This window comes from Paenibacillus rhizosphaerae (genome assembly GCF_014192015.1).
Classification (GTDB): Bacteria; Bacillota; Bacilli; order Paenibacillales; family Paenibacillaceae; genus Paenibacillus_AQ; species Paenibacillus_AQ rhizosphaerae.
On sequence record NZ_JACHXJ010000002.1, the window covers coordinates 568,434 to 591,966 of the forward strand.

Below are 23,533 nucleotides of genomic sequence, written 5' to 3' on the forward strand. Positions count from 1 at the left end.
TGCACGCTTGGATGTTGAAACGGATTTTTGTTAAGATTAGCATGGAGTTGACAGGTTCTTCACAGAAACATAGAAGGGGTTGAGGTTGTCTTATGTCAGAACATACAAACCGGATCCTGGTCGTGGACGACGAGGAACGGATCCGCCGCCTGCTGAAAATGTATTTGGAAAAGGAAGGCTATGAAGTTGAGGAGGCCGAGGACGGCGAAACCGCGCTTCGTAAAGCTTCCAATCAGGATTATGGCCTGATCATGCTGGACTTGATGCTGCCCGGCATGGACGGCATTGAGGTGTGCAACCGGCTGCGCCAGCTCAAATCGACGCCGGTGCTGATGCTGACCGCCAAGGGCGAGGAGATCAACCGGGTTCAAGGCTTTGAAGTCGGGGCGGACGATTATGTCGTGAAGCCATTCAGCCCGAGGGAAGTCATTTATCGGGTAAAGGCTATTTTGCGGCGCTCTTCGGCAACGGCGTATCTGTCGAAGGAAACGAATTCGAGCAACAACATCGTGTTCCCGCATCTTGTGATTGAGCACGACGCCCATCGGGTGACAGCGAACGGACAAGAGGTCAGCTTGACGCCTAAAGAATACGAGCTGCTGCATTACCTGGCCGTCTCGCCGGACAAGGTTTTTTCCCGGGAAGAATTGCTGAAGGATGTATGGAATTATGAATTTTTCGGCGACCTGCGGACGGTCGACACGCACGTGAAGCGCCTGCGTGAGAAGCTGAACAAGGTATCACCTGAGTCGGCAGCGATGATCACCACGGTCTGGGGCGTCGGATACAAGCTCGAGGTACCGAAATAACATGAATTTCTGGACCTCTCTTGTCGGTAAGCTCTGGGCGACGATCATCTGCCTGGTGGCATGCATCCTGATTATTCTCGGATTATTTCTGCTTCCATATATCGATATGAATTATTCGAACTCCGGAGATATCAAGCGGCTGTTTACGTACACTGCCATCATCGGGTTTTCGATGACGACCTTCTTTGCGCTGTTTCTGCTGACGAAGATTACGCAGCCGATGCAGCAGATGATTCAGGCTACCGAAGCGATCCGTAAAGGAGAGTACAGCACGCGCCTGTCGATCAATACGAGCGACGAGATCGGGAAGCTGGCGAACACGTTCAATCATATGGCGGCCGAGCTGGAAGACAACATCCGCAACCTGAACCAGGAGAAGGAGCATTTGGCGAGCGTCCTCAGAAGTATGAGCGACGGTGTTATTACCTTTGATACTTCAGGCAAGGTGATCTTGACCAATCCGCCGGGACAGAAGCTGATCACCCAATGGAAGGATATCCACTGGAACTTGGACCAGGAGGATGCCGAAGGGGAGGAAGAACAACAGGTACCCGAGCCTTTGCTGGACCTGTTTGACAATATGCTGGAGGGCAGCGGCGACACGAGCACGAATCTTCACGTCAAGCAGGGCGTCTGGTCGGTTCATATGGCGCCTCTGTATTCGGATAACGACATCCGCGGGGCGGTTGCGGTGCTCCGTAACGTAACCGAAGAAGTGCAGCTGGAGAAAATGCGCCAGGACTTCGTCGCCAACGTGTCGCATGAGATCCGAACGCCGCTGTCCATGATGCAGGGATACAGCGAAGCGCTGCTGGATGGCATGGCGGCATCGCCGGAGGAGAGTCAGGAACTCATTCAGGTCATTCATGACGAGTCCCTTCGCATGGGGCGGCTGGTCAAGGATCTGCTTGACATGGCGCGGATGGAAGCGGGGCACGTCGACATGGCCAAAAAGCGGCTGGACCTCAACGAGCTGCTGGAGCGCGTGTACCGCAAGTTTGCGGTCCGGGCCAAGGAGCGGAATATCGAGCTCCTCTATGACCGCAAGACGGAGGATATGGTGCTCGAGGAGGCCGACGAAGACCGCCTGGAGCAGGTGATGACCAATCTGCTGGACAATGCGTTCAGGCACACGCCTGAAGAGAAGAAGATCAGTATCCTTGCGGACCGTATCATGTCGGACAAAAAGCCGATGATCAGGGTCGTGGTCAAGGACGAGGGCGTGGGTATTCCGCCGGAGGATCTGCCCTTTGTGTTTGAACGGTTTTACAAGGCAGACAAGGCACGGGTACGCGGGGAATCGGTCGGTACGGGTCTTGGACTCGCCATTGTTAAGAACATCGTGGAATCGCACCAGGGCAGCATTCAGGTGGACAGCATCCTGGGTGCAGGAACGGCCTTTACGATGCTGCTGCCTGTCGAAAGCCGTAAATAATGGAAAAAGAACAGGAAACACCTCTGACGGGGTGTTTTTTTGTTGAAGAAAAAAGATTAATCTTGTTCAACGTGGAACATCAGCGCTTCTATCCATCCATAAAAAAACAGCGTAAGCATGGGTTCTGGCGAACCGGCTTACGCTGTTTTTAATAAAGTAGGGATCGATCAGGAAAGGACGATCTCGACGGCACTGTTGAGCTCAGGAATCGTCGTCAGCTCATTCAGCACTTCTTTCTGTACGCCTTTGTCAACGGTCAGAATCATGATGGCTTCGCCGCCGATAATTTTCCGGCCGACCTGCATCGAAGCGATGTTGACGTCGTTCTTGCCGAGCAGCGTTCCCACTTGGCCGATAATACCCGGCTTATCGTTGTGGGAGATCAGGATTTGATGACCCTCTGGAGCGATATCGACAGGGAATTTGTTCAGCTGCACGATCCGTTCGCCATAGCCGTTAAGCAGGGTGCCCGCTACCAGACGCTCTTCGTTTTCGGAAGTTTTGAGGGTCACGGTAAGCAGGTTCGTAAATCCTTTGGATTTAGGAGCCGTGGATACGGCCACGTTGACTTCACGGTTTTTGGCGAGATGCATGCAGTTGACGATGTTGACTTCGCTGCCAAGGTGGTGGGCAAGCACACCTTTGACGATATAACGAGTCAGCGGAAGCGTGTCGATGTCGGACAAATCTCCCGCATAGTCCACATGAATTTCATGGATCGCCTGGTTTTTCGTAATTTGGGCGGCAAAGCTGCCCAGTTTCTCCCCGAGAGAGAAGTAAGGCTGCAGACGGCTCATGATGCTCGGTGCCACCGGCGGCATGTTAACGGCGTTTTTAAACGGCTCGTCGCGCAGAATATGCAGCACTTCTTCAGACACGTCAATGGCTACGTTCTCCTGGGCTTCGATGGTGGAAGCGCCGAGGTGAGGCGTAACGATGATCTTTGGATGGTTCAGGAACGGATGGTCCTGCTGCGGCGGCTCCGATTCAAACACGTCGAAAGCGGCGCCGGCAACGATGCCTTCATCGATCGCTTCAACCAAGGCCATCTCGTCAATGACGCCACCGCGGGCGCAGTTGATGATACGCATACCCTTTTTCATCACTTCAAATTGCGGGCGGGAAATCATATGGCGGGTTTCCGGCGTAAGCGGCGTATGCACCGTCATAAAATCGGCATTCCGGATAATATCGTCCACTGTCGCCAGCTTCACTTCGAGCTTCTCGGCGCGCTCCTGGGTCAGGAACGGGTCGAATGCCAAAATGTTCATGCCGAAAGCTTTGGCACGTTTCGCCACCTCGCTGCCGATACGTCCCATACCAAGTACGCCAAGCGTTTTGTTGCGAAGCTCGACGCCAAGGAACGATTTGCGGTCCCAAGTTCCGCCAATCGTTTTGGCATACGCTTGAGGGATGTGACGGGCCAGTGCCATCATCATCGCAAAAGTATGCTCGCAGGTTGTAATTGTATTGCCGTCAGGGGCATTGATAACGATAATGCCGCGTTGGGTTGCTGCTTCGAGGTCGATGTTGTCCACGCCGACACCGGCGCGGCCGACGACTTTCAGGCGGGTTCCCGCGGCCATGATTTTTTCGGTCACACGCGTTTGGCTGCGAACGAGAAGGGCGTCATAATCCCCGATGATCGCCGCAAGCTCGTCTTCGGAAAGCCCTGTATTTTTCTCTACCGTGACATCAGGTGCATCGACTAACTGCTGGATTCCGAGATCGCTGATCGGATCCGATACTAACACTTTAAACATTGGTTTCCATCCTCCTTAAATATCTAGAACGCTTATATATAAGGACATGTCCCAAAGGAACATATCCGTGAAGCCGAAAGTGGAGCAGCTGACCTCAAGGGAGGCACCCAGGCAGACAGCTGAGTTTATTCCATAAAGCAACGCGGTACTGTAACAAAGGATGAAAGTACAGCTGGCCGGATGCTTATCATTATTGCTGGATTGGACAACAAAAAAACTCCCGATCCGCATACTACTTCCGTAGTAAGGGACGAGAGTTATCGTGGTGCCACCCTAATTCACCGCCGTTTTCGCGAACGGCAGCCTCAAGGTCTTCCAAATGGAGACCTGATTGATAACGGAATCATCCGACTGCACCTACTTGGTGGTTCAATGCAGTTGCTCTGGAACGCTAAAGATGACTTCTCTGCCACCGGTTTGCACCAACCACCGGCTCTCTGGAGACGATAAAGCCTCTTCTTTCCTTCATCGTGTTTCGCTCAATTAATTTTTCCATAATGTATCACGCGCCTATCAAGCGTGTCAATAGGTAAAAGTGCTTCCCTTGAATGTTCTGCTCTTAATCTGCTATGATTCTAATGCTGGGAGGACTTTTTTAACAATGCTATTTCGTATATTTCGGGGGTCCCGCAAGACACAAACAGATGTTGGTGTAAAGCCTTCATATTGTGGGATGTTTGCAATCTCTCTAGGAACAGAAACTTAATAGACAGGCAGGCCTCATCATGAAAAAAAGGAAATGGAAATTACCCAAAATTCAGCAGGCTAAGCCTGAACAGCTGAATGACCGTCTACTTCTGATCAATCTGTATATCACCCAAGGCCTCACCTTGTTGATCGGTCTCGTATGGATTCTGCTGCAGCGAAGAAATCCGCTTGCCTTGTTTCAGCTTCAGCATCCCGCACAAGTTGCGGCATGGGGGCTTGGGCTGGCCGCCGTCATGTTTGCCGTCGATTTCCTCGTCTCCCGGATTAAGCCGGAGGAAGTGATGGATGACGGTGGGATCAACAACATGCTGTTTCAGCGCCGTCCCGTATGGCATATTATAGTCATCTCCGCGGTCGTGGCGGTATGCGAGGAGCTGCTGTTCCGTGGAGCCGTACAGCATGCGTTCGGTCCGTATTGGACCAGTATATTATTTGCGGTCATTCACGTCCGGTATTTGAAGCACTGGATTCCAACCGGCTGGGTATTTTTGAGCAGTTACGGCCTCGGATATATTTACATACATTCCGGAACACTGCTTGCCCCGGTCTTATGCCATTTTATGATTGATTGTGTATCCGGGCTAGTGATTCGATTTCGGAGGGAATCATGAACAGCGAATTGAGCAGAGTTGAAACGTACAGAAAAAATCGGAAGAAGACCCCGGTAAAAAAGGCCTCTTCAGCCGGTGCCGGTAAACGGACTTCATCCAAGTCCAAGGCAGCAGCAACGTCTTCAACCCGGGCGGCCGGGACGCTCAGACGCGGAAAAACGGCCGGAGATGCAGGAAAGCGGCCGGCGGCCGCCAAAACTGCGGCAGCCGCTTCCGGCTCGGCGGCAGCCCCGCAGACTCGGCGAAATTACCGGACTGCCGGGAAAAGGGAGACGGGCGACGAAACCGCCGTTCCGGCAAGGGCGGACACATACGGCTCCCGGCGAATCAAGATCAGTAAATATTTTACGAACTCGTTAATCTTTTTATTTATCGGTTTAACGGCATTTCTTGTTTACTGGGGAATTAAGGGCGCTCCCCCGCTGGAGGATCTATGGTAGCCCCCTGGCTCGTCTGGGCGGGGGCAGGCGCCGCGGCTGCGGCTGCAGCGCTTTTCGCCAGGATGTCGTATGAAGCGAGGCTGGAGCTGGTTCAACAGGCCGACGTGGGGCTGGAAAGGCTGCCGGGGCCCTTTGACGGCTGCAAGCTCTTGTTCATATCGGATCTGCACAGCAGAAGGCTGTCGGGAAAGACGGTGCGGCAGCTGGCCGGAACGGTCGATTGGGTGATCCTCGGCGGGGATATTATGGAACGGAATGTGCCGCTGAGCCAAGTGGAATACAATTTAAGGCTGCTGGCCGAAATCGCCCCGGTGTTTGCCGTATACGGGAATCATGATTATAAGGCCGATCCGGACGGTCTGGAAGATCTGATGGCCGCATGCGGTGTTACTTTGCTTCGGGATCAGAATGTTCCGCTGCAGCGAAACGGCGCGCGCATTTGGTTAACCGGCGTTGATTATCCCCGGTACAAGCGAAACGACTATCCGCCGGTTCCACAGCTGCCGGACCGTGATGCCAGGGCGGACTGCCGCCTCCTGGTCGTTCATGACCCGGCCTGGCTGCAGAAGCAAAAGACGATCCAGGCTGACCTTGTACTTGCCGGTCATACCCATGGCGGACAAATTACGCTGCCTTGGTTCGGCCCGGTCCGTTTGAATCAATTTTACCGCCAATATGCTTCGGGATGGTTTGAATGGGAGCAGCCGGAGGCGGCGGTCCTTCGGCCCCGCATGCTGATCAGCCGCGGTTTTGGCACAAGACGCGTTCCGCTCCGACTGTGCTGCCCTGCGGAAATGCATGTCCTTACGCTAAGGACAGAATCACAACAAAAAACACGGATAAACAAGTAAAGCAGCCGATATACCGGCTGCTTTTTTTGCGCATTGCATCATGATTTGATTTGAGTGTCGATGCTTTCGGGATCCACGAAGGTGTAGCCTTTGCTTTCCAGTTTGGTAAGGAGCGTATCCAGCGCTTCGACGGTCCACGGAAGCTCGTGCATTAAAATGTTGCTGCCGCTGTGCAGCTGATCCAGCACATTTGCCACAACCCTGCCGGCATTGCCGCTGCTCTTGGAGCTCATCGTCCAATCGAGCGAGCCGTTGGACCAGGTCATGTAGAGGAGACTGTTCTCCTTGGCGATTTTTTTGCCGGTATCACCGCCAGCCCCATTGGGGGGACGGAAAAATACCGGTGTTTTGCCAACCGTTGCCTTGACGATCTGCTGCGTATCCTCGATTTGCTTGCGTACTTCCGCTTCGGGTTTATCTTTAAGGATGATGTGATCCCAGCTGTGGTTGCCGATGGTCTGTCCGCGGTCCGCAATTAATTTCAAGAGCTCGGGATGCTGCTTGACGCGGTATCCGTTGACGAAAAATATCGCCTTGGCATGATGCTTTTCCAGCGTATCGATCAACCCGTTGATCATTTCGGCTTTTTTAGGGCCGTCGTCGAAGGTAAGCAGTACGACCTTTTTCTGAACCCCATCAACACTCGGAACAATATCGTAAGCTTTATTCATGTGATACTGCACTTTTACGGCTTTTGTAACTGACTGCTGATCGTTGGAATCCGGCTTGGACGCGTTGTCTTGATTCGTTTGATCGTTATTCGTTTGATCCTTATTCGTTTCCGGTGAATTTACCGATCCAGATTGGCCTTTTTGTATGCCGGACGTCCCGTTTGTTGTGGTGCTGCTTGAAGGATCCTTATGTACTTCACTTGTTTGAGCCGGAGGGACCGTTTGCTGGTCTTTTTGCCCCTCGTGTCCGCAGGCGCTAAGAATGAGCAGTGAGCTTAGAGCAAGCGCCGCTGTGATTTTAACCATGATTTCATCTCGCTTTCCTGAATTTATGCCGCATGAGCAGGACCATATTCGCTCAAAATAATATTCGACTTCATCCCATAAGGAGGTTGTACCTAAATGAACACTTCTGCTTTTATTGGCGGTATTTTGATTGGTGCTGCTGCAACGACGCTGTTGTCCAGAAACCGTGGACGCAACATGATTACGTCCATGATGGGCGGCAATGCGAAGGACAAAATGATGGACATGGCGAACATCGGCATGGGCTCGTCCCATCGTAACGACGCTCATGGATCTCACAACGATTCGCATTCCAAGGCATCCAGTGTCACCCAAATTAAAGATTTTATCCGCACCAATCCGGATGTCAAGCGGGAAGTGGACATGATTCTGAAAGAGACAAATACGGTGATACCTGGTTTGTAAACGCGTCAAACCCATTAGAATCATTTAAAGGGCGGTTATCCGCTCTAAATGATTCTTTTTTTGTCCATTTTACAGCGTGCATTTATGGTTATATAATGATAACATACTTACATAGAACTATTTTCAGCACATATTATGGGAGACATCATAATTTGTTATAACAATGCTTACAAGGAGGATCCTGTCATGAAAATAGAACGCTTAAGCTCAGATAAGATACGGATTTTCCTTACGTTTGACGACCTGAGTGAACGGGGCATCCAGAAGGAGGACATGTGGCAAGAAATCCCGAAGGTGCACGAGCTGTTTACCGAAATGATGGATCAGGCCTACAACGAACTGGGCTTTGATGCAACGGGACCGCTCGCCGTGGAAGTGTTTGCCCTTCCTGCTCAAGGAATGGTCGTCATCGTGACCCGGGGGAAATACGATCATCATCAGTACAGCCAACTGGGTGAAGATGAACTCCCTGAAGAAGTTTACGAAATGGAAGTCACGCTTGAACAAAGCGATTCCATCGTGTATGCTTTTAACGACTTCGAAGTGCTGATCGAAGCTGCACACGTACTTCACCGACATATCACCGAAGCCGGGCGGCTTTATCATTATAGAGATAAATGGGTGCTGTACATGGACCCTGAAGAAATCGACGCTAACCAGCTTCCTTCGCTGATTGCGGTTCTTGCCGAGTTTGGAGAAGCTGCATCCTATACGGAAGCCGTACTTGACGAATACGGCAAAGTCGTGATTGCCGAGAATGCGGTCGACGTCATTTGCACACATTTCAAGCGCCAGGATTAACACCGTTATCCTGATTGATACATCCCATGAGGATTCATCTTCATGGGATGAACTTTGCCTTGATGCAGGAGTTACATTCGGCAGGGCGGCGAAGGCCGCTGCCAGGAAGTGGAGGGATTAAGAACGGTGCTTTTGTTTTCGGTTATCGCGTCGGCATTGGCGCCGGGTCTTGCCCTACTGACCTATTTTTATTTAAAGGACAGATACGATCAGGAACCGCTGCTTATGGTGATCAAGGTGTTTCTGCTTGGATTTATGATCGTGGTTCCGGTCATGATCATCCAGCGGGGCCTTACTACGGGGCTCGGTGGTAATCCGTATCTGGATTCTTTTGTCATATCGGCGTTTGTTGAAGAATTTCTGAAATGGTTCGTGCTGTTTCACATGATTTACAACCACACGGAGTTTGACGAACCGTACGACGGAATCGTGTACGCCGTAGCGATTTCGCTGGGCTTTGCGACTGTGGAGAACGTGATGTACGCCTGGTACAGCCACGCATCGTTCGGGGCGATGTTCCTAAGGGCGCTGCTGCCGGTCTCGGGGCATGCCATGTTCGGGGTGATGATGGGTTATTACCTCGGCAGAGCGAGGTTTTCGACCGGAGCCAAGGCCAAGCGTTTTCTGGTCTATTCGATGATCATCCCGTGGTTCTGGCACGGGGTCTACGACTTTATTCTAAGCACGATGACGCATTATTGGATCTGGTTTATCGTCCCGCTGATGGCTTTTTTATGGTACGGAGGCATGGGCAAGGTATACCGGGCCAACAACCGCTCTCCGTTCCGTTTCTTGAAGCGGGAGGAAGAGGTTAATACGTAATTAAATTGGGCACACTTTATCCTAAAGAAGTTACAATCCGCATTCGGATACAATCTTTTTAGGATGGAGGTGTCCTTTTTTGCGTGTCAAAGTAAAAATCGTCTGCAGGCAATGCGGGGAACGCTACGTGCTGCGCGGCAAAAAAGAACGAGGGAAGATCGAAACCGGCTTCAAACAGTGCCTGTGCAACAACCAAAGCCAGTTCGATATCGAAGAAGACCCGTTTTGAACCGATACCTGGGAAACGATGCATAAGACTCCTTTCTTCTAGTCAAACTAACACCAGCTTTAAGTTGATGAAAGGAGACTTCACATGTACAAGCGATTAAGCGCTGTTTTATTTCCCATAGTCACCCTGTTTATGATCGGAGCGTTTGTGTGGGGATACCAGGAGAACCAGGAGAAGAACGCCGTGCTGATCAAGGCGGAAAACCAGTATCAGCGGGCTTTTCATGACCTGTCCTATCATATGGACCGCCTACACAGCGAGCTTGGCAATACGCTGGCCGTAAGCTCGGCTTCCAATGCGATGCACCGGAAAGGGCTGGTCAACGTATGGCGGCTGACGAGCGAAGCGCAGAACGAAATCAACCAGCTGCCGCTTACCATGCTGCCGTTTAACAAAACCGAAGAGTTCCTGTCCAAAATATCGAAGTTTTCCTACCAGACCTCCATGCGTAATTTGGAGAAAGAGCCGCTGTCAAACGAGGAAATCAAAAACTTGAAGGCGCTCTACGCCAACTCCGGGCAAATCACCAAGGATCTCCAGGACGTGCAGTCCAAGGTAATCAGCAACCGGTTGCGCTGGATGGACGTGGAAAGCGCGATGGCCACGGAAGACAAGAAGCTGGACAACACCATTATCGACGGCTTCAAAACAGTAGACAAAAGGGTCGGCGAGTACCCGGAATTGAACTGGGGTCCGTCGGTATCCAGCATCTATGACAAGCGGTCGGTGAAAAAGCTGTCGGCACAGCCGGTATCTCCCGAGGATATTAAGCGGAAAGCAGCCGAGTTTGCAAATGCGGGTGGAGGCCAGTCCAACGTTCAAGTAACCGAAAACGGTAAAGGAACCGAATGGGGGTCCTACACCGCCACCGTCAGCTCTAACAACCGGCCGGCTCCCATATCGCTGAACTACACCCGTCAAGGCGGCCATTTGATCTCCTTTTCCGATAACCGGGAAGTCGGGCCGAAGGCGGTTACAATGGAAGAAGCCCGCAAGAAGGCCGATCAGTTTCTGCAAAGTAAAGGCTATAAGGATATGACGGCCGTTACCGCAGACCAGTATGATAATATGGGCAACTTCACATATGTGCGCAAGCAGGACGGCGTACTGGTGTACCCGGAAAAAATGACGGTTCGGGTCGGGCTTGATAACGGCGAGGTAACCGGGTTCCAGGCCAGCGATCTCGTTTACGAGCAATCCCAGCCGCGTAAAATTCCAAAGCCGAAGCTGACCTTGAGCCAGGCGCGGAAGAAGCTGCATCCCGAGTTTAAGGAAAACTACAACCGGCTGGCGCTGATCAAGGACGATTCGGGCCAGGAAGCTCTCTGCTACGAATTCGGAGGAAACATTAACGGCTCCAGATATCGGATCTACATGGATGCTAATGACGGCTCTGAAAGGGTCGTTGAGGAGCTCAAGGATTCGAATAAAAAAGCGGTGAAATAGGTAAAAAGTTGCAAGAATCAAGTCATAAGCAAAGCCTCTCGGATCAGCCGAGGGGCTTTTTTTTGCGCAAAAACACTGCTTACCTATGAACAAAGACATGGTATAATCAGGATAGAATGTTATTTTACAGGCTGGCGGTGAATTTGTTGTTTCCTAAAATCAGCGATCAACTATTTATTTCCGTGGATTCCGGAGACCAGAAAGAGGCGGGGATGGAGTATAAGTCCCGCATCACGGATGTTGAGGATGACTCCATTCTGATGGAGGTGCCCATTCAGGAAAAGACCGGGCAGTTAAAGCGGCTGCACATGGGTGACGAGCTATCGGTATATTTTTTGACCGACGGCGGCGTTAAAAATTTTTTCAATACTTACGTACTCGGTTTCAAGGAAGATGTCGTCCGCATGGTGCGGATCCGAAGGCCCGAGCCCGAGTCGATCGGCAAAGTCCAGCGCCGAAGCTTTTTACGCGTCAATGCCGGATTGGAGGTGGCGGTCCAGACCGAACACAATATCCGCTTCGTCACACGTACAGAAGATGTCGGCGGAGGCGGCATTTCATTCTATAACGACGCCGACAAGGTAATCCGTGAAGGGGATACGCTGTCCTGCTGGGTGGTCGTACCGTACAAGAACGGAAACCTGGAGCATGTTCCGTTTAAAGGCAGTGTCGTCCGGATCCAGCAGCTTGACAACGGCCGGAGAATCGTGATGCTGAAGTTTGAAGAGATAACGGATATGGAGCGGCAAAAGCTGATCCGGTACTGCTTCGAGCGCCAGTTTGATTTCCGGAACCGCTGACGAATGGGGAGGGGAATATTTTGTTCCGCCAAGGATACACTAATAGGAAAATTCAGGGAGTGTATCTGATGGATGAACAAGATCGGGTTCGCCAGTATCTCCGGCTGTTCGGGGATGTCTTTGACCTTTTGTCCAAATGGGTAAAACGTGCTTTGATAGTGCTTGTCGTAATGCTGATCCTCATGCAGGGGGCGCTTTACATCAAGCCGGTCAGACCATACTTGTCTCCGGTGTACAAGCTTGACGGCATCCCTGTCAAAGAGCGGGATGTAAAGGATTGGAAAGAGTAAAATGGATGGACGTTTTTGCATCGGAATGGGTTGTGTGGTATAATTTTCTCGACGCAGGCAATGCCTGCTTTTTTCTTGAGGCTTATGTTTGAGGAGGAATGCCCCTTTGGTTAGGCAGGGGACAGAGGATAACTTGAGAATCAACATTGCGATCGATGGACCTGCCGGGGCCGGCAAAAGCACGATTGCCCGCCTGGTGGCGAGAGCCCTCTCGTACATATACGTGGACACCGGAGCCATGTATCGGGCCGTAACGTGGTTTATGATGGAGCAAGGAATCGGACCGGAATTTCCTGAAAAAGTGCTTCAACTCACCCAAAAGATGGTGATTGAATTAATACCCGGGGAAGACGGGCAGAAAGTTCTGGTCAACGGCGAAGATGTGACCCCTTACATCCGTTCTTTGCAGGTGAACGGGATGGTATCCCAATACTCGCAAATTGAAGGAGTAAGACGCCACCTCGTTGCGCTGCAGCAGCAGATGGCTCTGCACAAAGGCATTGTGATGGATGGACGAGATATCGGAACGACCGTGCTTCCCGATGCCGAAGTGAAGATTTTCATGACGGCAAGCGTCAAAGAGCGTGCTCTCCGCCGGTACAAGGAAATGAACGATGCGGAAGGATTGACACTTGAACAGCTTGAGAGGGATATCGAAAGACGTGACCGTCTGGACGCAGAGCGCGAAATTTCGCCGCTTCGCTGTGCCGATGACGCGATTGTCCTGGATACGACGCATATGGACATACCTCAGGTTGTCGACACCATCGTTGATTACTGCAAAACGTACAGGGGTGGGGAGAAGAATTGAAGATTTACGTTTTTTGCCGGGATATCCTTAGGGCAATATTCACCCTGCTGTTCCGCTTTGAAGCGGTCGGCACGGAGAATATCCCCAAAGAAGGCGGGGTGCTGCTCTGCTCCAATCACAAAAGTCTGCTCGATCCGATTTCCGTCGGGATCAAGGTGAAGCGGCAGGTCAAGTTCATGGCCAAGGAAGAATTGTTCAAGGTTCCTGTGCTGGGATGGCTGATCACCCAGTTCGGAGCGTTTCCCGTCAAACGGGGGGGAGTCAGCAAGGAATCCTTCAAGACCTCCATCTCCATTTTGCGCGGCGGTGAAATCATGGGCATCTTTCCGGTAGGCACACGTTTCTCCGATACTGGCGCCGCCAAGAAAGGGGCCGCCATGTTTGCGCTTCGCGGCAATGCCGCCGTTGTGCCGGCCGCGATTATCGGCGACTACAAGATTTTCAAAAAAATGAAAATCGTGTATGGACAACCTATCGCTCTGGATGACCTGAAAAGCGGCGAGGTGGATGGCGATCCGCTCGAGCTGGTTACAGAACGCATCATGGAACGGATCCATGAAATGGAGAGGACCGGTAGACCTTCGGGGAATTAGCCGGGCGTGCATGAACACAAGCACTTATTGGAAACATATGATTCGTACTGCTTTATGATGTTTTGAACTCTGCGTCAGCAGGTTTGAATAAATGGGTTTTTTTGAATTGAGGAGGGTATTGACATGTCGGAAGAAACGAAAAATCAAGAAACTACAGAAGCGGTAAACCAAGAGGAATTGGATCAATTCGTATCCTTGAAAAAAGGGGACACCGTGAAAGGCACGATCGTCAAACTGGAGGACAACCAGGCTTATGTAAGCATTGGATATAAATATGACGGCGTCATTCCGGTCCGCGAACTGTCTTCCGTACACCTTGACAACGCATCTGAAGCGGTGCAGGTTGGTCAGGAAGTGGAATGCAAGGTTGTCAGCATCGACGACGAGAAGGAAAGACTCGTTCTTTCCAAACGCGCGATCGACAGCGAGAATGCTTGGGATGAGCTCGAGAAGCATTTCGAAGCTCAGGACGCATTCGAAGTTACTGTAGCTGACGTGGTAAAAGGCGGTCTCGTCGCAGACGTGGGCGCACGCGGATTTATCCCGGCATCGATGGTAGAGCGCCATTTCGTTGAAGACTTCAGCGACTATAAAGGCCGCACGCTGCGCGTGAAGGTAAAAGAGCTTGACCGGGAGAACAACAAAGTGATCCTTTCGCAAAAAGACGTTCTCGAAGAAGAGTTCGAAGCCAACAAGCAAAAAGTGATGGGTGAACTCCAAGAAGGACAAGAAATCGAAGGCACGGTGCAGCGTCTGACTCAATTCGGCGCCTTTGTTGACGTGGGCGGCGTTGACGGACTGGTTCACGTGTCCGAAATGGCTTGGCATCATGTCGACAAACCTTCCGATGTTGTGTCCGAAGGTGACCAAGTGAAGGTAAAAGTGCTCAAAGTCGATCCGGAAAAAGGCAAAATCAGCCTGAGCATCAAGGCTGCCCAGCCGGGGCCTTGGGAATCCGCAGCTGATAAGTTCCATACCGGCGATGTAGTAACAGGCGAAGTGAAACGTCTTGTCACTTTCGGTGCTTTCGTTGAGCTGGCGCCAGGCGTCGAAGGACTTGTTCATATTTCGCAAATTTCCCATAAGCACATCGGCACACCGCATGAAGTGCTCAAGGAAGGCCAAGAAGTGCAAGTTAAAATCTTGGACATCAACACGGCTGAAAAGCGCGTAAGCCTGAGCATCAAGGAAACCGAGGAAGCTCCTGCGGCAGCTCCAAGACCGGAAAGAGCGCCGAAGAGCAATGCGCACAAGGATGACCTGAAAGACAACCCGAACGTATCGCTCAGCAACCAAGGCCTCAGCATTACACTCGGTGAACGTTTTGGAGACAAACTCAGCAAATTTAAATGATTTGGGCCTCCAAAATTGAAATCGGTGAACCCTTATACGGGTTTACCGATTTTTTTTTAGATTAGCCGAGGCGTGCTGGGTTGGGGGTATCCGGTTCGACGAGTTCGATGTCGAAAAGCCAAGGAGGCTGCCATGCATGGTTCTTTGCATGCTTTGGAAAAATACAATTAACATTCGGCTATTCCTATGAAAGGTTAGCCAAAAGAATCGTTTTTTGCTATGATGATTATCGTAAGAATTGACAGGAGGAGTGACTATGGCAAGACCCGTAGTGGCAATCGTGGGCAGGCCTAATGTGGGGAAATCCACCATTTTCAACCGTTTGGTCGGGGACAGGCTGGCAATTGTAGAAGATAAGCCGGGAGTGACGCGTGACCGGATTTATAGCGTTTCCGAATGGAACGGCAAACCTTTCAGTGTCATTGACACGGGAGGAATTGAAATTGACGGTGACGATGAGATTCTGAAGTCGATCCGGATGCAGGCTGAGCTTGCCATTGAAGAAGCCGATGTGATCGTCTTTATGTGCGATGCCAAAAGTGGCGTAACCCAATCTGACGAAGAAGTAGCCCAGATGCTTTTCCGTTCCGGGAAACCGATCGTGCTGGCTGTGAACAAAGTGGACAATCTGCAGCGCAATGACGACATTTATGAGTTTTACAGCCTCGGTTTCGGGGACCCGATCGCCATTTCCGGCAGTCATGGAACCGGGATCGGCGATCTTCTGGACGCTATTGTAGATATTTTGCCAGACCTAACGGATGATGAGTACGATGAGGATGTGATTCGTGTTGCCTTGATCGGACGGCCGAATGTCGGCAAATCGTCGCTCGTGAATGCGATCCTCGGAGAAGAACGCGTCATTGTCAGCGATATCGCGGGAACGACCCGGGATGCCATTGATACTCCGTTCGAGCGGGACGGGCAGCGTTACGTGCTGATTGATACCGCCGGTATGCGCAAACGCGGAAAAGTATACGAAACGACCGAGAAGTACAGCGTTATGCGGGCGATGCGCGCCATCGAACGGGCGGATGTGGTGCTTGTCGTCATTAACGGCGAAGAAGGGATTATCGATCAGGATAAGCATATTGCTGGTTACGCTTACGAAGCCGGCAAAGCTTCTCTTTTTGTGGTCAATAAATGGGATGCCGTTGAGAAGGATGACAAGACGATGCACCAATTCGAGAAGAAGATCCGTGATCACTTCCTATTTATGACCTATGCTCCGGTTCTGTTCCTGTCCGCGAAAACGAAGCAGCGACTGCACAAGCTTCTGCCGGTCGTACAGCACGTAGCCGAGCAGCATTCGCTGCGGGTGCAGACGCATCTGCTGAATGACGTTGTATCCGATGCGGTGGCGATCAATCCGCCTCCGACGGACAAAGGGCGCCGTCTCCGCATCAACTATGTGACGCAGGTTGCCGTCAAGCCGCCGACCATGGTCATATTCGCGAATGATCCGGAACTGATGCATTTCTCTTACGAACGTTATTTGGAGAACAAGATCCGGTCTGCTTTTGATTTTGAAGGAACGCCTATACGCATCTTTACACGGCGCAAATCGGATGAAGGTTAGGGGAGAATAGCTTGGTTCTACAGATCATCGCCATTATACTGAGTTACTTGCTCGGCTCCATCAGCTTCAGCGTCGTCCTTGCCAAGCTGCTGAAAGGGATTGACATCCGTCAGCATGGCAGCGGTAACGCGGGAGCGACAAATACGCTGCGCATCCTCGGGAAGGGACCGGCGATTCTGGTCCTGGCGCTGGATGTCCTCAAAGGCATCGCGGCGGTCTGGATCGGCGTGTGGATGGGCGGAGGCGAAGCCTGGGTTCCCGCATTATGCGGAATCGGTGCGATCGTCGGGCATAACTGGCCGGTATATTTTCACTTTCGCGGGGGCAAAGGCATCGCGACGACCATTGGCGTCATGGCGACACTGAGCTTTCTGCCAGCACTGTATGCCGGCATTATCGCGATTCTGCTGATCGTGATTACACGGTACGTGTCGCTGGGCTCGCTGGTATTTGTCGCGCTTACACCGGTATTTTTGCTCATTTTGGGTTATGCCTGGCCGATTTTTTGGACCAGTCTCGTTATTTGTATATTTGCCTTCTGGAGACATCGGAGCAATATTGTGAAAATTCTTCAGGGCCGGGAAAACAAAATCGGATCCGGAGGGCCCAAAGGGGGTAAAGGGATTGTCAAATAAAGTGGCTGTATTGGTCGCGGGTAGCTGGGGAACGGCTTTGGCCAGCGTGCTGGCCGCGAACCATCCGGAGGTCATGCTGTGGAGCCGAAATCCGGAGCAGGTCAAGGAAATCAATGAGCAGCATACCAATAACCGCTATCTGCCGGACGCTCAGCTGCCGGCCCATTTGAAAGCGACAAGCGACATGGGGGAAGCGGTGTCGGGGGCGAAGGCCGTAGTGATCGTAGCCCCGTCCAAAGCGATGCGGCAGGTGGCGCGGGACCTGAGCGCTTATTGGCAGAAGGATATGCTCGTGATCCATGCGACGAAGGGTTTTGAGACCGAAACGATGAAGCGGATGTCTACGGTCATCGCGGAAGAGCTGGGCTGCGACGAAGGAAGAGTCGTTGTCATGTCCGGTCCAAGCCACGCGGAGGAAGTCGTCAAACGGTGCCCGACCACCGTTGTGGTCGCATCGCTGACCGAGAGCAAAGCGGTCGCCGCGCAGGATTTGTTTATGAATTCCGACTTCCGCGTGTATACCAACCGGGATATGGTCGGGGTTGAGCTCGCGGGAGCGCTGAAGAACATCATTGCCCTCGGCGCCGGCATGTCGGATGGGCTTGGCTTCGGAGACAACGCGAAAGCGGCGCTGCTGACGCGCGGTTTGGCTGAAATCACCCGGATCGGCGTGGAAATGGGAGCGAACCCGCTCACATTCTCCGGCCTCGCGGGCGTCGGGGACTTGGTGGCCACGGCAACGAGCAGGCACAGCCGAAACTGGCGGGCAGGCTCCATGCTCGGTCAAGGCAAAAACCTCGATGAGGTGCTGGATTCGATGGGCATGGTCGTGGAAGGTGTCCGGACGACCCAGGCCGCGCATGACATCTCGAAAAAATACGGTGTACAGATGCCGATAGCTGATCAGCTGTACCATGTATTGTTTTTGAACCGGAATCCGCGCATCGCCGTCGAGGCGCTCATGGGCCGGGACCCGAAGACCGAAATGGAGACGATGAAGCTGGAAACGTGGGAGCAGTGGCACCGTTAATGCTTATTCACCTTTTTCCGCACTTCCTCATATATTAGGGTTGAGGAATGCCGGAGGAGGGGAGAAGACTTTGAGCAAAAACATTTCTAAGGATGCGCTGAAGGCGATCAATAAGAAAACGGGCAAAAACATCTCTGAAAGTGCCGTCAAAAAACTGGCCAGCACGGTTAAGCCGTCGACCATGCAAAACGAGGCCCAGCTCCGTCAGCTGATTAAACAAGTATCCGCGATGGCCAACGTTCCCGTCAGCGAAGACACCATCAAGGATATCATCAGCGCCGTGAAGAAAAGCGGGATGAATCCTGAAAACATGGAAGCGTTGATGAAAATGATGATGAAGAAATAATCATATAAGTCAGACGAAAAAAGAGCATGAAGTCTTTGGAGCCGGAGGCTGCGGGGCTTTTCGCTCTTTTTTGAATATGTCAAATCGTCCATGCCATCCCTCAAGCAGGGAGGTGTCGCGGGAGCGGCAGTTCGGGCCTTACTTTGTGGGCACATTTTGCGAAATTGGACAAGTTTCGTGTTATAATACGGTTAATGATGCAACAGATTGGAGAGTTTTAGCGTATGGATCCAATGACTAAAATGTGGGTATCCCTGATCGCCATCTTGATTATGGGGCTATCCGTCTTTCTCATTACCTTCGCCCGAACCAAAACAAAGGGTGTTGTTCGAGGAGCCCTCTCTTTGGTCGCATTTGTCATTATGGTGGTCGGATTTTTGGGCGGGATGGCAGCACTAATGTAGCAAAGGAACGGTGGATAACGAACATGGAAGCAGCATTACAGCTAATTGGAAGAACTATCGAGAAAACGGTTGTGCCTGAACCGGGCAAAAGCATCCTTCAGCATGCGAAGGACAACAAAGTGGACTGGCAGCACCTCTGCACCCGCGGAACCTGTGCCCGCTGCCGCTGTCTGATTTCAGAGGGGGCCGAGCACCTGGAGGAACCGACGAAAGCGGAACATCTTCGCCTCGACCCGGAAGAGTTTGACGAGGGCTATCGTTTGGGGTGCCAAGCCGTGGTCAAGACGGCGGGAAAAATCGTAGCCAGAAACAAAACGTATTTTTAAATGGACCGGAAGATTGGAGTGTGTGCCGTGCAGATCCCAGAGGAATTACAGCAAGCCCTGCAGGACGCCTCTCAAGCGCTGTCGCAAACCTCATCCTGCTGGTTAATTGGCGGAAGCTGCGGGCTTCTGCTGCAGGACGTGCATTTGGATAAACCGCCACGTGATATCGACATCTACGCCGATTCGGCTTCCGTATCGGAGCTTCATCATGCCCTCGCAGGGCGGGCGGTGGATGAGCCGGTCCTGAGCGTTACGGATCAATACCGATCCGTGTTAAGCCATTATAAAATGAGCCGGTACACCCTGGAACTGGTGGGGGGGTTCGAAGTTCAGGCGGAGGGTTCGCATTATAAGGTTGAAATCAACCGTAGGCTGGCCCCTGCTGGCGTCCATGCGAAAATTAACTCACAACGGATTCCATTGATGCCGCTCAGCCATGAGCTGCTGTTTAATGTGCTGCGGAACCGGGAGGACCGGTATACAGCGATTGCTGCCGCCATGCGGGCAGATGTGCAGGCGCATTTACCGCTTCTGGAGGGTCTGCTCATGGATAACGCGTTCCAATCAGAGCACGTACGGATCATTTCCCAACTGCTCCATGCCGAATCGTTAGCACGATTTGCGGTAAACGGGCGGGATTCAGGCAGTGCCGGGCGGGAACGCCAATGAACCATAAAGTTACGTTCCAGCCGTCAGGCAAAAGCGTTCTCGTCCGCGAAGGCATATCGTTGCTCCATGCGGCAAGGGAAGCTGGTGTATACATACCCACGCGATGCGGGGGCAAAATGGGCTGTTTGATGTGCAAAGTACAGGTTGACGGCACCAGCGCCGCGAAGCTGAGCCCTCCCGCCGAGGCGGAGAAGCGCAAGCTCGGCTCCCTGGTCCGCGGCGGTACAAGGCTGTCCTGTCAAGCCAGAGTGCGCGGAGCGGTAACGGTGACGGTCCCGGAAGACAAACTGAAGGCGGCGGTCCGCAAGCAGCTGGAAGCAGCAAGGAAGCGCGACCGGGAGGACGACCTGTGGTAGACGGCGGGCAGGACAACTACGTTATAAGCTGCTTGATGTATCAATCGGCTTTACTATATGCAAAGGGTGATATTTGTTGATGACACCGACTTTGACCAACAAAATGATGAAGGGGGCCCGGAAGGGGGCGGCGGCTGTCATGGTTCTGCTGTTGATCATGACCGCCACAGCATGCATGTATCCGGATCAGAAGAGCGGTGAGACGAGGGTATCCTACAGGGAAAGCGTAAAGCGCATCCAGTCCGCGATGGACGATTTTCAAAAAGATCAGGGTATCCTGCCGATCATCAATGCGGATGAGACGACGCCGCGCTTTGAGAAGTTCCGTATCGACCTGGATCAGCTCCAGAAGCGGGGCTATTTGGACGATATTCCGACGACCGCCTTTGAGAAAGGCGGAAGCGCATACTTCCTGGTGCAGAACGAAGAGACCGATCCAACCGTTAAGGTCATGGATCTCGTCACAGTGCAAAAAGTAAACGACGTGCAGCGGGCTGTCGATTTGTATAAGTCCAAGCATGACAGGCAGCTGCCGGCCGGTGAAGAAATTTATCCCGGGTTCCATGCCGTTGACCCGGATTTGGCCGGCACTAAAAATATCGAGCTGAAGAGCGTATATTCGGGTCAGGACATGAGTTTTATCATGGACGCCCAGGGCGTGGTTTACGCGGATTATGCATTTGATATTATGCAGCTAATTGACAAGGAAGGCGTGAAGCCTTCCAAAGATGAAGATTTGCGAGATTATCTCATCAAGTCTTCCGATTATGTACCGGTGAAGTCTCTGCCATACGAGTGGTCGGGTGATACGCCGGTCGCCAAGTCGGAGACGGGGGCGTGAAGCTGCGCGTACAGATGGGAAGAGAAAGGCCTGCTGGAAACAGCAGGTCCTTTTTTTATGCCTGGAGCGATCTCTTTATTGAAGGAGCTATCTTTTTCGGGACTTCCGCTAGCAAATCAGCATCAACAAGCGGATAAGCGGCCCGCAGATGTAGTTATTTTCTGCTGCATGCTTCATATACATATTTATTCTTGCCCCGGCATATATCTGAGAGGGATGACGAGGGGCATGCGAATGACGCAGGGATTATATGAATTTTATTCCGAATACCCGTCATAATGCTTTTGATAGGTACATACTATGATACTAGTCCAAATGCCTACGGAGTAACGCCGCTTTGCCGTTTCCCATCCTACCTGACTACCGGCGGCGGACTACTGACGACATTGTAAGGCTCAAATCCGTTGCAATGGCTCGAGGCTCCAGATGGAACACGAAGCGGATGCTCTTAAAGCATTTTTCCTTCGGAGTAAATGAGGAGGGGATCTCTTTTGGAAAAAGTGGACATTTTTAAAGACATTGCCGAACGAACTGGCGGGGACATTTACCTGGGTGTCGTCGGCGCCGTCCGCACAGGAAAGTCAACATTTATTAAACGGTTTATGGAAACAATCGTACTGCCGAACATTGCGAGTGAAGCAGACCGCGCCAGAGCGGTCGATGAGCTCCCGCAGAGCGCTGCCGGGAAAACGATTATGACCACCGAGCCGAAGTTTGTGCCGAACAATGCGGTGCAGCTGAAGGTCACCGAAGGTCTGGAAGTGAACGTCCGCCTCGTAGACTGCGTAGGCTACGCGGTAGAAGGCGCCAAAGGCTACGAGGATGAGAACGGTCCGCGCATGATATCGACGCCATGGTTCGAGGAGCCGATCCCGTTCCAAGAGGCGGCGGAGATCGGGACGCGAAAAGTGATTCAGGAGCATTCCACGCTGGGCGTCGTGGTGACCACGGACGGCACGATTGCCGAAATTCCGCGCCATTCCTATGTGGAAGCCGAAGAACGCGTCGTCGCTGAGCTGAAGGAAGTCGGCAAGCCGTTTGTGCTGGTCATCAACTCCACAAAGCCGCGGAGCGAAGAAACGCTGCAGCTGCGCAATGAGCTCGCCGAGAAATACGACATTCCGGTCATGGCGCTTAGTGCGGCGACGATGACGGAGGATGACGTAACCGGCGTCCTGCGCGAAGTGCTCTACGAATTCCCGGTGCACGAAGTCAACGTCAACCTGCCAAGCTGGGTTATGGTGCTGAACGAGAAGCATTGGCTGCGCAGCAACTATGAAAATTCCGTACGCGATACAGTCAAGGATATCCGCCGTTTGCGTGACGTGGACCGGGTGGTCTCCCAGTTCATGGACTACGACTTCATCAACCGCGCGGCGCTCAGCGGCATGAATATGGGCCAAGGGGTAGCTGAGATCGACCTGTTCGCTCCGGATGAACTGTACGATCAAATCCTGATGGAAGTGGTCGGCGTGGAAATCCGCGGTAAAGACCATCTGCTGCAGCTGATGCAGGAATTCTCACATGCCAAGCGCGAATACGACCGGTTCGCCGAGGCGCTCGAGATGGTCAAGACGACCGGTTACGGCATCGCCGCCCCGTCGCTGGCTGAAATGTCCCTTGATGAGCCGGAACTGATTCGCCAAGGATCCCGTTTCGGGGTTCGCTTGAAGGCGACAGCACCATCGATCCATATGATCCGCGTCGATGTGGAATCGGAGTTCTCGCCGATTATCGGTACGGAGAAGCAGTCCGAGGAGCTTGTGCGCTATCTCATTCAGGACTTCGAAAACGACCCGATCAAGATTTGGGATTCAGACATTTTCGGCAGATCGCTGCACTCCATCGTACGGGAAGGCATCCAAGGCAAGATCGCCATGATGCCGGATAATGCGAGATATAAGCTGCAGGAGACGCTTGGACGAATCATCAATGAAGGCTCGGGCGGATTGATCGCGATTATTTTGTAACGCACAAATAGAGTTAAGCTAAAACCGTAGGCAGGCGTCCGCTTGCTTGCGGTTTTTTGTGCTTGAATGCGAAAAGCGGTACCTGCTGATAAAGATTCCTGAATTATACATAAAAATAAGCATATGGTTGCTAAGGGAGCGGTAAAGGCATAGGTTGAACAGGTTTTTTATGAAAAAAAGAAAGTATTTATACAAACTCTTGAAAACCTATTTACATACTTGGATATAGGCTT

General features: G+C 52.1%; 27 protein-coding genes and 1 other annotated feature. Of the genes, 25 read left to right on the top strand and 2 right to left on the bottom strand.

What is annotated here, in order from left to right:
* Positions 1 to 92 precede the first annotated feature (92 nt).
* The gene (locus FHS19_RS11185; protein WP_076170066.1) at positions 93 to 809 is read left to right on the top strand and encodes a response regulator transcription factor; all 717 of its coding nucleotides are present in this window, start codon (positions 93 to 95) and stop codon (positions 807 to 809) included.
* A gap of 1 nt (position 810) precedes the next feature.
* Positions 811 to 2,244 carry an ATP-binding protein gene (locus tag FHS19_RS11190; protein ID WP_183581921.1) on the top strand — a complete coding sequence of 478 codons (1,434 nt, stop codon included), beginning with the start codon at positions 811 to 813 and terminating at the stop codon, positions 2,242 to 2,244.
* A gap of 167 nt (positions 2,245 to 2,411) precedes the next feature.
* On the opposite strand, the gene serA is transcribed toward FHS19_RS11190, so the two are convergent.
* The gene (serA, locus tag FHS19_RS11195; RefSeq protein ID WP_076170068.1) at positions 2,412 to 4,007 is read right to left on the bottom strand and encodes a phosphoglycerate dehydrogenase; all 1,596 of its coding nucleotides are present in this window, start codon (positions 4,005 to 4,007) and stop codon (positions 2,412 to 2,414) included.
* Between the two features lie 243 nt (positions 4,008 to 4,250).
* Positions 4,251 to 4,485 (bottom strand) — a binding site (T-box leader).
* A 247-nt stretch (positions 4,486 to 4,732) separates the two neighbouring features.
* On the opposite strand from serA, the gene FHS19_RS11200 reads away from it, so the two are divergent.
* From FHS19_RS11200 to FHS19_RS11210, 3 genes are read left to right on the top strand one after another with little or no spacing between them, the layout of a single operon-like run.
* Entirely contained in the window at positions 4,733 to 5,326 is a 594-nt protein-coding gene (locus tag FHS19_RS11200; protein ID WP_183581922.1) for a CPBP family intramembrane glutamic endopeptidase, read from the top strand.
* Positions 5,323 to 5,766 (top strand): hypothetical protein, encoded by a 444-nt coding sequence (locus tag FHS19_RS11205; protein ID WP_183581923.1) that lies wholly within the window; start codon positions 5,323 to 5,325, stop codon positions 5,764 to 5,766. The genes FHS19_RS11200 and FHS19_RS11205 overlap by 4 nt, the downstream gene beginning before the upstream one ends.
* A complete protein-coding gene (locus tag FHS19_RS11210; protein ID WP_183581924.1) occupies positions 5,760 to 6,617 on the top strand; it encodes a metallophosphoesterase in 858 nt (285 codons plus the stop codon). Before FHS19_RS11205 ends, FHS19_RS11210 begins: the two co-directional genes overlap by 7 nt.
* Positions 6,618 to 6,655: 38 nt before the next feature.
* Here FHS19_RS11210 and FHS19_RS11215 read toward each other — a convergent pair whose 3' ends face one another.
* The gene (locus FHS19_RS11215) at positions 6,656 to 7,594 is read right to left on the bottom strand and encodes a polysaccharide deacetylase family protein (protein WP_183581925.1); all 939 of its coding nucleotides are present in this window, start codon (positions 7,592 to 7,594) and stop codon (positions 6,656 to 6,658) included.
* Positions 7,595 to 7,690: 96 nt separating this feature from the next.
* Here FHS19_RS11215 and FHS19_RS11220 point away from each other — a divergent pair, with 96 nt between their 5' ends.
* The 20 genes from FHS19_RS11220 (at position 7,691) to spoIVA (ending at position 23,300) form a co-directional block, all read left to right on the top strand.
* A complete protein-coding gene (locus tag FHS19_RS11220; protein ID WP_183581926.1) occupies positions 7,691 to 7,999 on the top strand; it encodes a hypothetical protein in 309 nt (102 codons plus the stop codon).
* A 186-nt stretch (positions 8,000 to 8,185) separates the two neighbouring features.
* Positions 8,186 to 8,800, top strand: coding sequence for a genetic competence negative regulator (locus FHS19_RS11225; RefSeq protein WP_183581927.1), 615 nt, complete (start codon positions 8,186 to 8,188; stop codon positions 8,798 to 8,800).
* 126 nt (positions 8,801 to 8,926) lie between these two features.
* Positions 8,927 to 9,622: a glutamic-type intramembrane protease PrsW gene (prsW, locus tag FHS19_RS11230; RefSeq protein ID WP_076170075.1), complete on the top strand. Its 696-nt coding sequence runs from the start codon at positions 8,927 to 8,929 to the stop codon at positions 9,620 to 9,622.
* Positions 9,623 to 9,701: 79 nt separating this feature from the next.
* Entirely contained in the window at positions 9,702 to 9,851 is a 150-nt protein-coding gene (locus tag FHS19_RS11235) for a hypothetical protein (RefSeq protein WP_163879344.1), read from the top strand.
* An 84-nt stretch (positions 9,852 to 9,935) separates the two neighbouring features.
* Positions 9,936 to 11,297 (top strand): germination protein YpeB, encoded by a 1,362-nt coding sequence (gene ypeB, locus FHS19_RS11240; RefSeq protein ID WP_183581928.1) that lies wholly within the window; start codon positions 9,936 to 9,938, stop codon positions 11,295 to 11,297.
* Between the two features lie 146 nt (positions 11,298 to 11,443).
* A complete protein-coding gene (locus FHS19_RS11245) occupies positions 11,444 to 12,097 on the top strand; it encodes a flagellar brake protein (RefSeq protein ID WP_183581929.1) in 654 nt (217 codons plus the stop codon).
* Positions 12,098 to 12,165: 68 nt separating this feature from the next.
* The gene (locus FHS19_RS11250) at positions 12,166 to 12,387 is read left to right on the top strand and encodes a hypothetical protein (protein ID WP_183581930.1); all 222 of its coding nucleotides are present in this window, start codon (positions 12,166 to 12,168) and stop codon (positions 12,385 to 12,387) included.
* A gap of 106 nt (positions 12,388 to 12,493) precedes the next feature.
* On the top strand, positions 12,494 to 13,198 hold the full coding sequence (gene cmk / locus FHS19_RS11255) for a (d)CMP kinase (RefSeq protein WP_183581931.1): 705 nt from the start codon (positions 12,494 to 12,496) through the stop codon (positions 13,196 to 13,198).
* Complete coding sequence (locus FHS19_RS11260) at positions 13,195 to 13,791, top strand: lysophospholipid acyltransferase family protein (RefSeq protein WP_221223903.1); 597 nt, start codon at positions 13,195 to 13,197, stop codon at positions 13,789 to 13,791. The genes cmk and FHS19_RS11260 overlap by 4 nt, the downstream gene beginning before the upstream one ends.
* Positions 13,792 to 13,914: 123 nt before the next feature.
* Positions 13,915 to 15,144: a 30S ribosomal protein S1 gene (rpsA, locus tag FHS19_RS11265; RefSeq protein ID WP_183581932.1), complete on the top strand. Its 1,230-nt coding sequence runs from the start codon at positions 13,915 to 13,917 to the stop codon at positions 15,142 to 15,144.
* 256 nt (positions 15,145 to 15,400) lie between these two features.
* On the top strand, positions 15,401 to 16,723 hold the full coding sequence (der, locus tag FHS19_RS11270) for a ribosome biogenesis GTPase Der (RefSeq protein ID WP_183581933.1): 1,323 nt from the start codon (positions 15,401 to 15,403) through the stop codon (positions 16,721 to 16,723).
* Between the two features lie 11 nt (positions 16,724 to 16,734).
* A complete protein-coding gene (gene plsY, locus FHS19_RS11275; protein ID WP_183581934.1) occupies positions 16,735 to 17,358 on the top strand; it encodes a glycerol-3-phosphate 1-O-acyltransferase PlsY in 624 nt (207 codons plus the stop codon).
* Positions 17,348 to 18,388, top strand: a complete 1,041-nt coding sequence (locus FHS19_RS11280) for an NAD(P)H-dependent glycerol-3-phosphate dehydrogenase (RefSeq protein ID WP_183581935.1) — start codon at positions 17,348 to 17,350, stop codon at positions 18,386 to 18,388. Before plsY ends, FHS19_RS11280 begins: the two co-directional genes overlap by 11 nt.
* Before the next feature lie 70 nt (positions 18,389 to 18,458).
* Positions 18,459 to 18,734, top strand: coding sequence for a stage VI sporulation protein F (locus FHS19_RS11285; protein WP_183581936.1), 276 nt, complete (start codon positions 18,459 to 18,461; stop codon positions 18,732 to 18,734).
* A gap of 224 nt (positions 18,735 to 18,958) precedes the next feature.
* Positions 18,959 to 19,138 carry a DUF2768 family protein gene (locus FHS19_RS11290; RefSeq protein WP_183581937.1) on the top strand — a complete coding sequence of 60 codons (180 nt, stop codon included), beginning with the start codon at positions 18,959 to 18,961 and terminating at the stop codon, positions 19,136 to 19,138.
* 23 nt (positions 19,139 to 19,161) lie between these two features.
* Positions 19,162 to 19,464: a 2Fe-2S iron-sulfur cluster-binding protein gene (locus tag FHS19_RS11295; protein WP_089548059.1), complete on the top strand. Its 303-nt coding sequence runs from the start codon at positions 19,162 to 19,164 to the stop codon at positions 19,462 to 19,464.
* Positions 19,465 to 19,491: 27 nt separating this feature from the next.
* Positions 19,492 to 20,133: a nucleotidyltransferase family protein gene (locus tag FHS19_RS11300; RefSeq protein WP_183581938.1), complete on the top strand. Its 642-nt coding sequence runs from the start codon at positions 19,492 to 19,494 to the stop codon at positions 20,131 to 20,133.
* The gene (locus tag FHS19_RS11305) at positions 20,130 to 20,489 is read left to right on the top strand and encodes a 2Fe-2S iron-sulfur cluster-binding protein (RefSeq protein WP_183581939.1); all 360 of its coding nucleotides are present in this window, start codon (positions 20,130 to 20,132) and stop codon (positions 20,487 to 20,489) included. Before FHS19_RS11300 ends, FHS19_RS11305 begins: the two co-directional genes overlap by 4 nt.
* 79 nt (positions 20,490 to 20,568) lie before the next feature.
* Positions 20,569 to 21,330, top strand: a complete 762-nt coding sequence (locus tag FHS19_RS11310) for a YphF family lipoprotein (protein ID WP_246426542.1) — start codon at positions 20,569 to 20,571, stop codon at positions 21,328 to 21,330.
* Between the two features lie 491 nt (positions 21,331 to 21,821).
* Complete coding sequence (gene spoIVA / locus FHS19_RS11315; protein WP_183581940.1) at positions 21,822 to 23,300, top strand: stage IV sporulation protein A; 1,479 nt, start codon at positions 21,822 to 21,824, stop codon at positions 23,298 to 23,300.
* Positions 23,301 to 23,533 lie beyond the last annotated feature (233 nt).

What these genes read in the sequence shown, in the direction of transcription:
- FHS19_RS11290 (WP_183581937.1), top strand. Translation starts at nt 18,959, where the DNA reads ATGGATCCAATGACTAAAATGTGGGTATCCCTGATCGCCATCTTGATT.
- FHS19_RS11205 (WP_183581923.1), top strand. Translation starts at nt 5,323, where the DNA reads ATGAACAGCGAATTGAGCAGAGTTGAAACGTACAGAAAAAATCGGAAG.
- serA (WP_076170068.1), bottom strand. Translation starts at nt 4,007, where the DNA reads ATGTTTAAAGTGTTAGTATCGGATCCGATCAGCGATCTCGGAATCCAG.
- FHS19_RS11220 (WP_183581926.1), top strand. Translation starts at nt 7,691, where the DNA reads ATGAACACTTCTGCTTTTATTGGCGGTATTTTGATTGGTGCTGCTGCA.
- FHS19_RS11295 (WP_089548059.1), top strand. Translation starts at nt 19,162, where the DNA reads ATGGAAGCAGCATTACAGCTAATTGGAAGAACTATCGAGAAAACGGTT.
- FHS19_RS11225 (WP_183581927.1), top strand. Translation starts at nt 8,186, where the DNA reads ATGAAAATAGAACGCTTAAGCTCAGATAAGATACGGATTTTCCTTACG.
- FHS19_RS11310 (WP_246426542.1), top strand. Translation starts at nt 20,569, where the DNA reads ATGACACCGACTTTGACCAACAAAATGATGAAGGGGGCCCGGAAGGGG.
- FHS19_RS11305 (WP_183581939.1), top strand. Translation starts at nt 20,130, where the DNA reads ATGAACCATAAAGTTACGTTCCAGCCGTCAGGCAAAAGCGTTCTCGTC.
- der (WP_183581933.1), top strand. Translation starts at nt 15,401, where the DNA reads ATGGCAAGACCCGTAGTGGCAATCGTGGGCAGGCCTAATGTGGGGAAA.
- FHS19_RS11210 (WP_183581924.1), top strand. Translation starts at nt 5,760, where the DNA reads ATGGTAGCCCCCTGGCTCGTCTGGGCGGGGGCAGGCGCCGCGGCTGCG.
- FHS19_RS11190 (WP_183581921.1), top strand. Translation starts at nt 811, where the DNA reads ATGAATTTCTGGACCTCTCTTGTCGGTAAGCTCTGGGCGACGATCATC.
- rpsA (WP_183581932.1), top strand. Translation starts at nt 13,915, where the DNA reads ATGTCGGAAGAAACGAAAAATCAAGAAACTACAGAAGCGGTAAACCAA.
- FHS19_RS11200 (WP_183581922.1), top strand. Translation starts at nt 4,733, where the DNA reads ATGAAAAAAAGGAAATGGAAATTACCCAAAATTCAGCAGGCTAAGCCT.
- FHS19_RS11185 (WP_076170066.1), top strand. Translation starts at nt 93, where the DNA reads ATGTCAGAACATACAAACCGGATCCTGGTCGTGGACGACGAGGAACGG.
- FHS19_RS11215 (WP_183581925.1), bottom strand. Translation starts at nt 7,594, where the DNA reads ATGGTTAAAATCACAGCGGCGCTTGCTCTAAGCTCACTGCTCATTCTT.
- FHS19_RS11250 (WP_183581930.1), top strand. Translation starts at nt 12,166, where the DNA reads ATGGATGAACAAGATCGGGTTCGCCAGTATCTCCGGCTGTTCGGGGAT.
- ypeB (WP_183581928.1), top strand. Translation starts at nt 9,936, where the DNA reads ATGTACAAGCGATTAAGCGCTGTTTTATTTCCCATAGTCACCCTGTTT.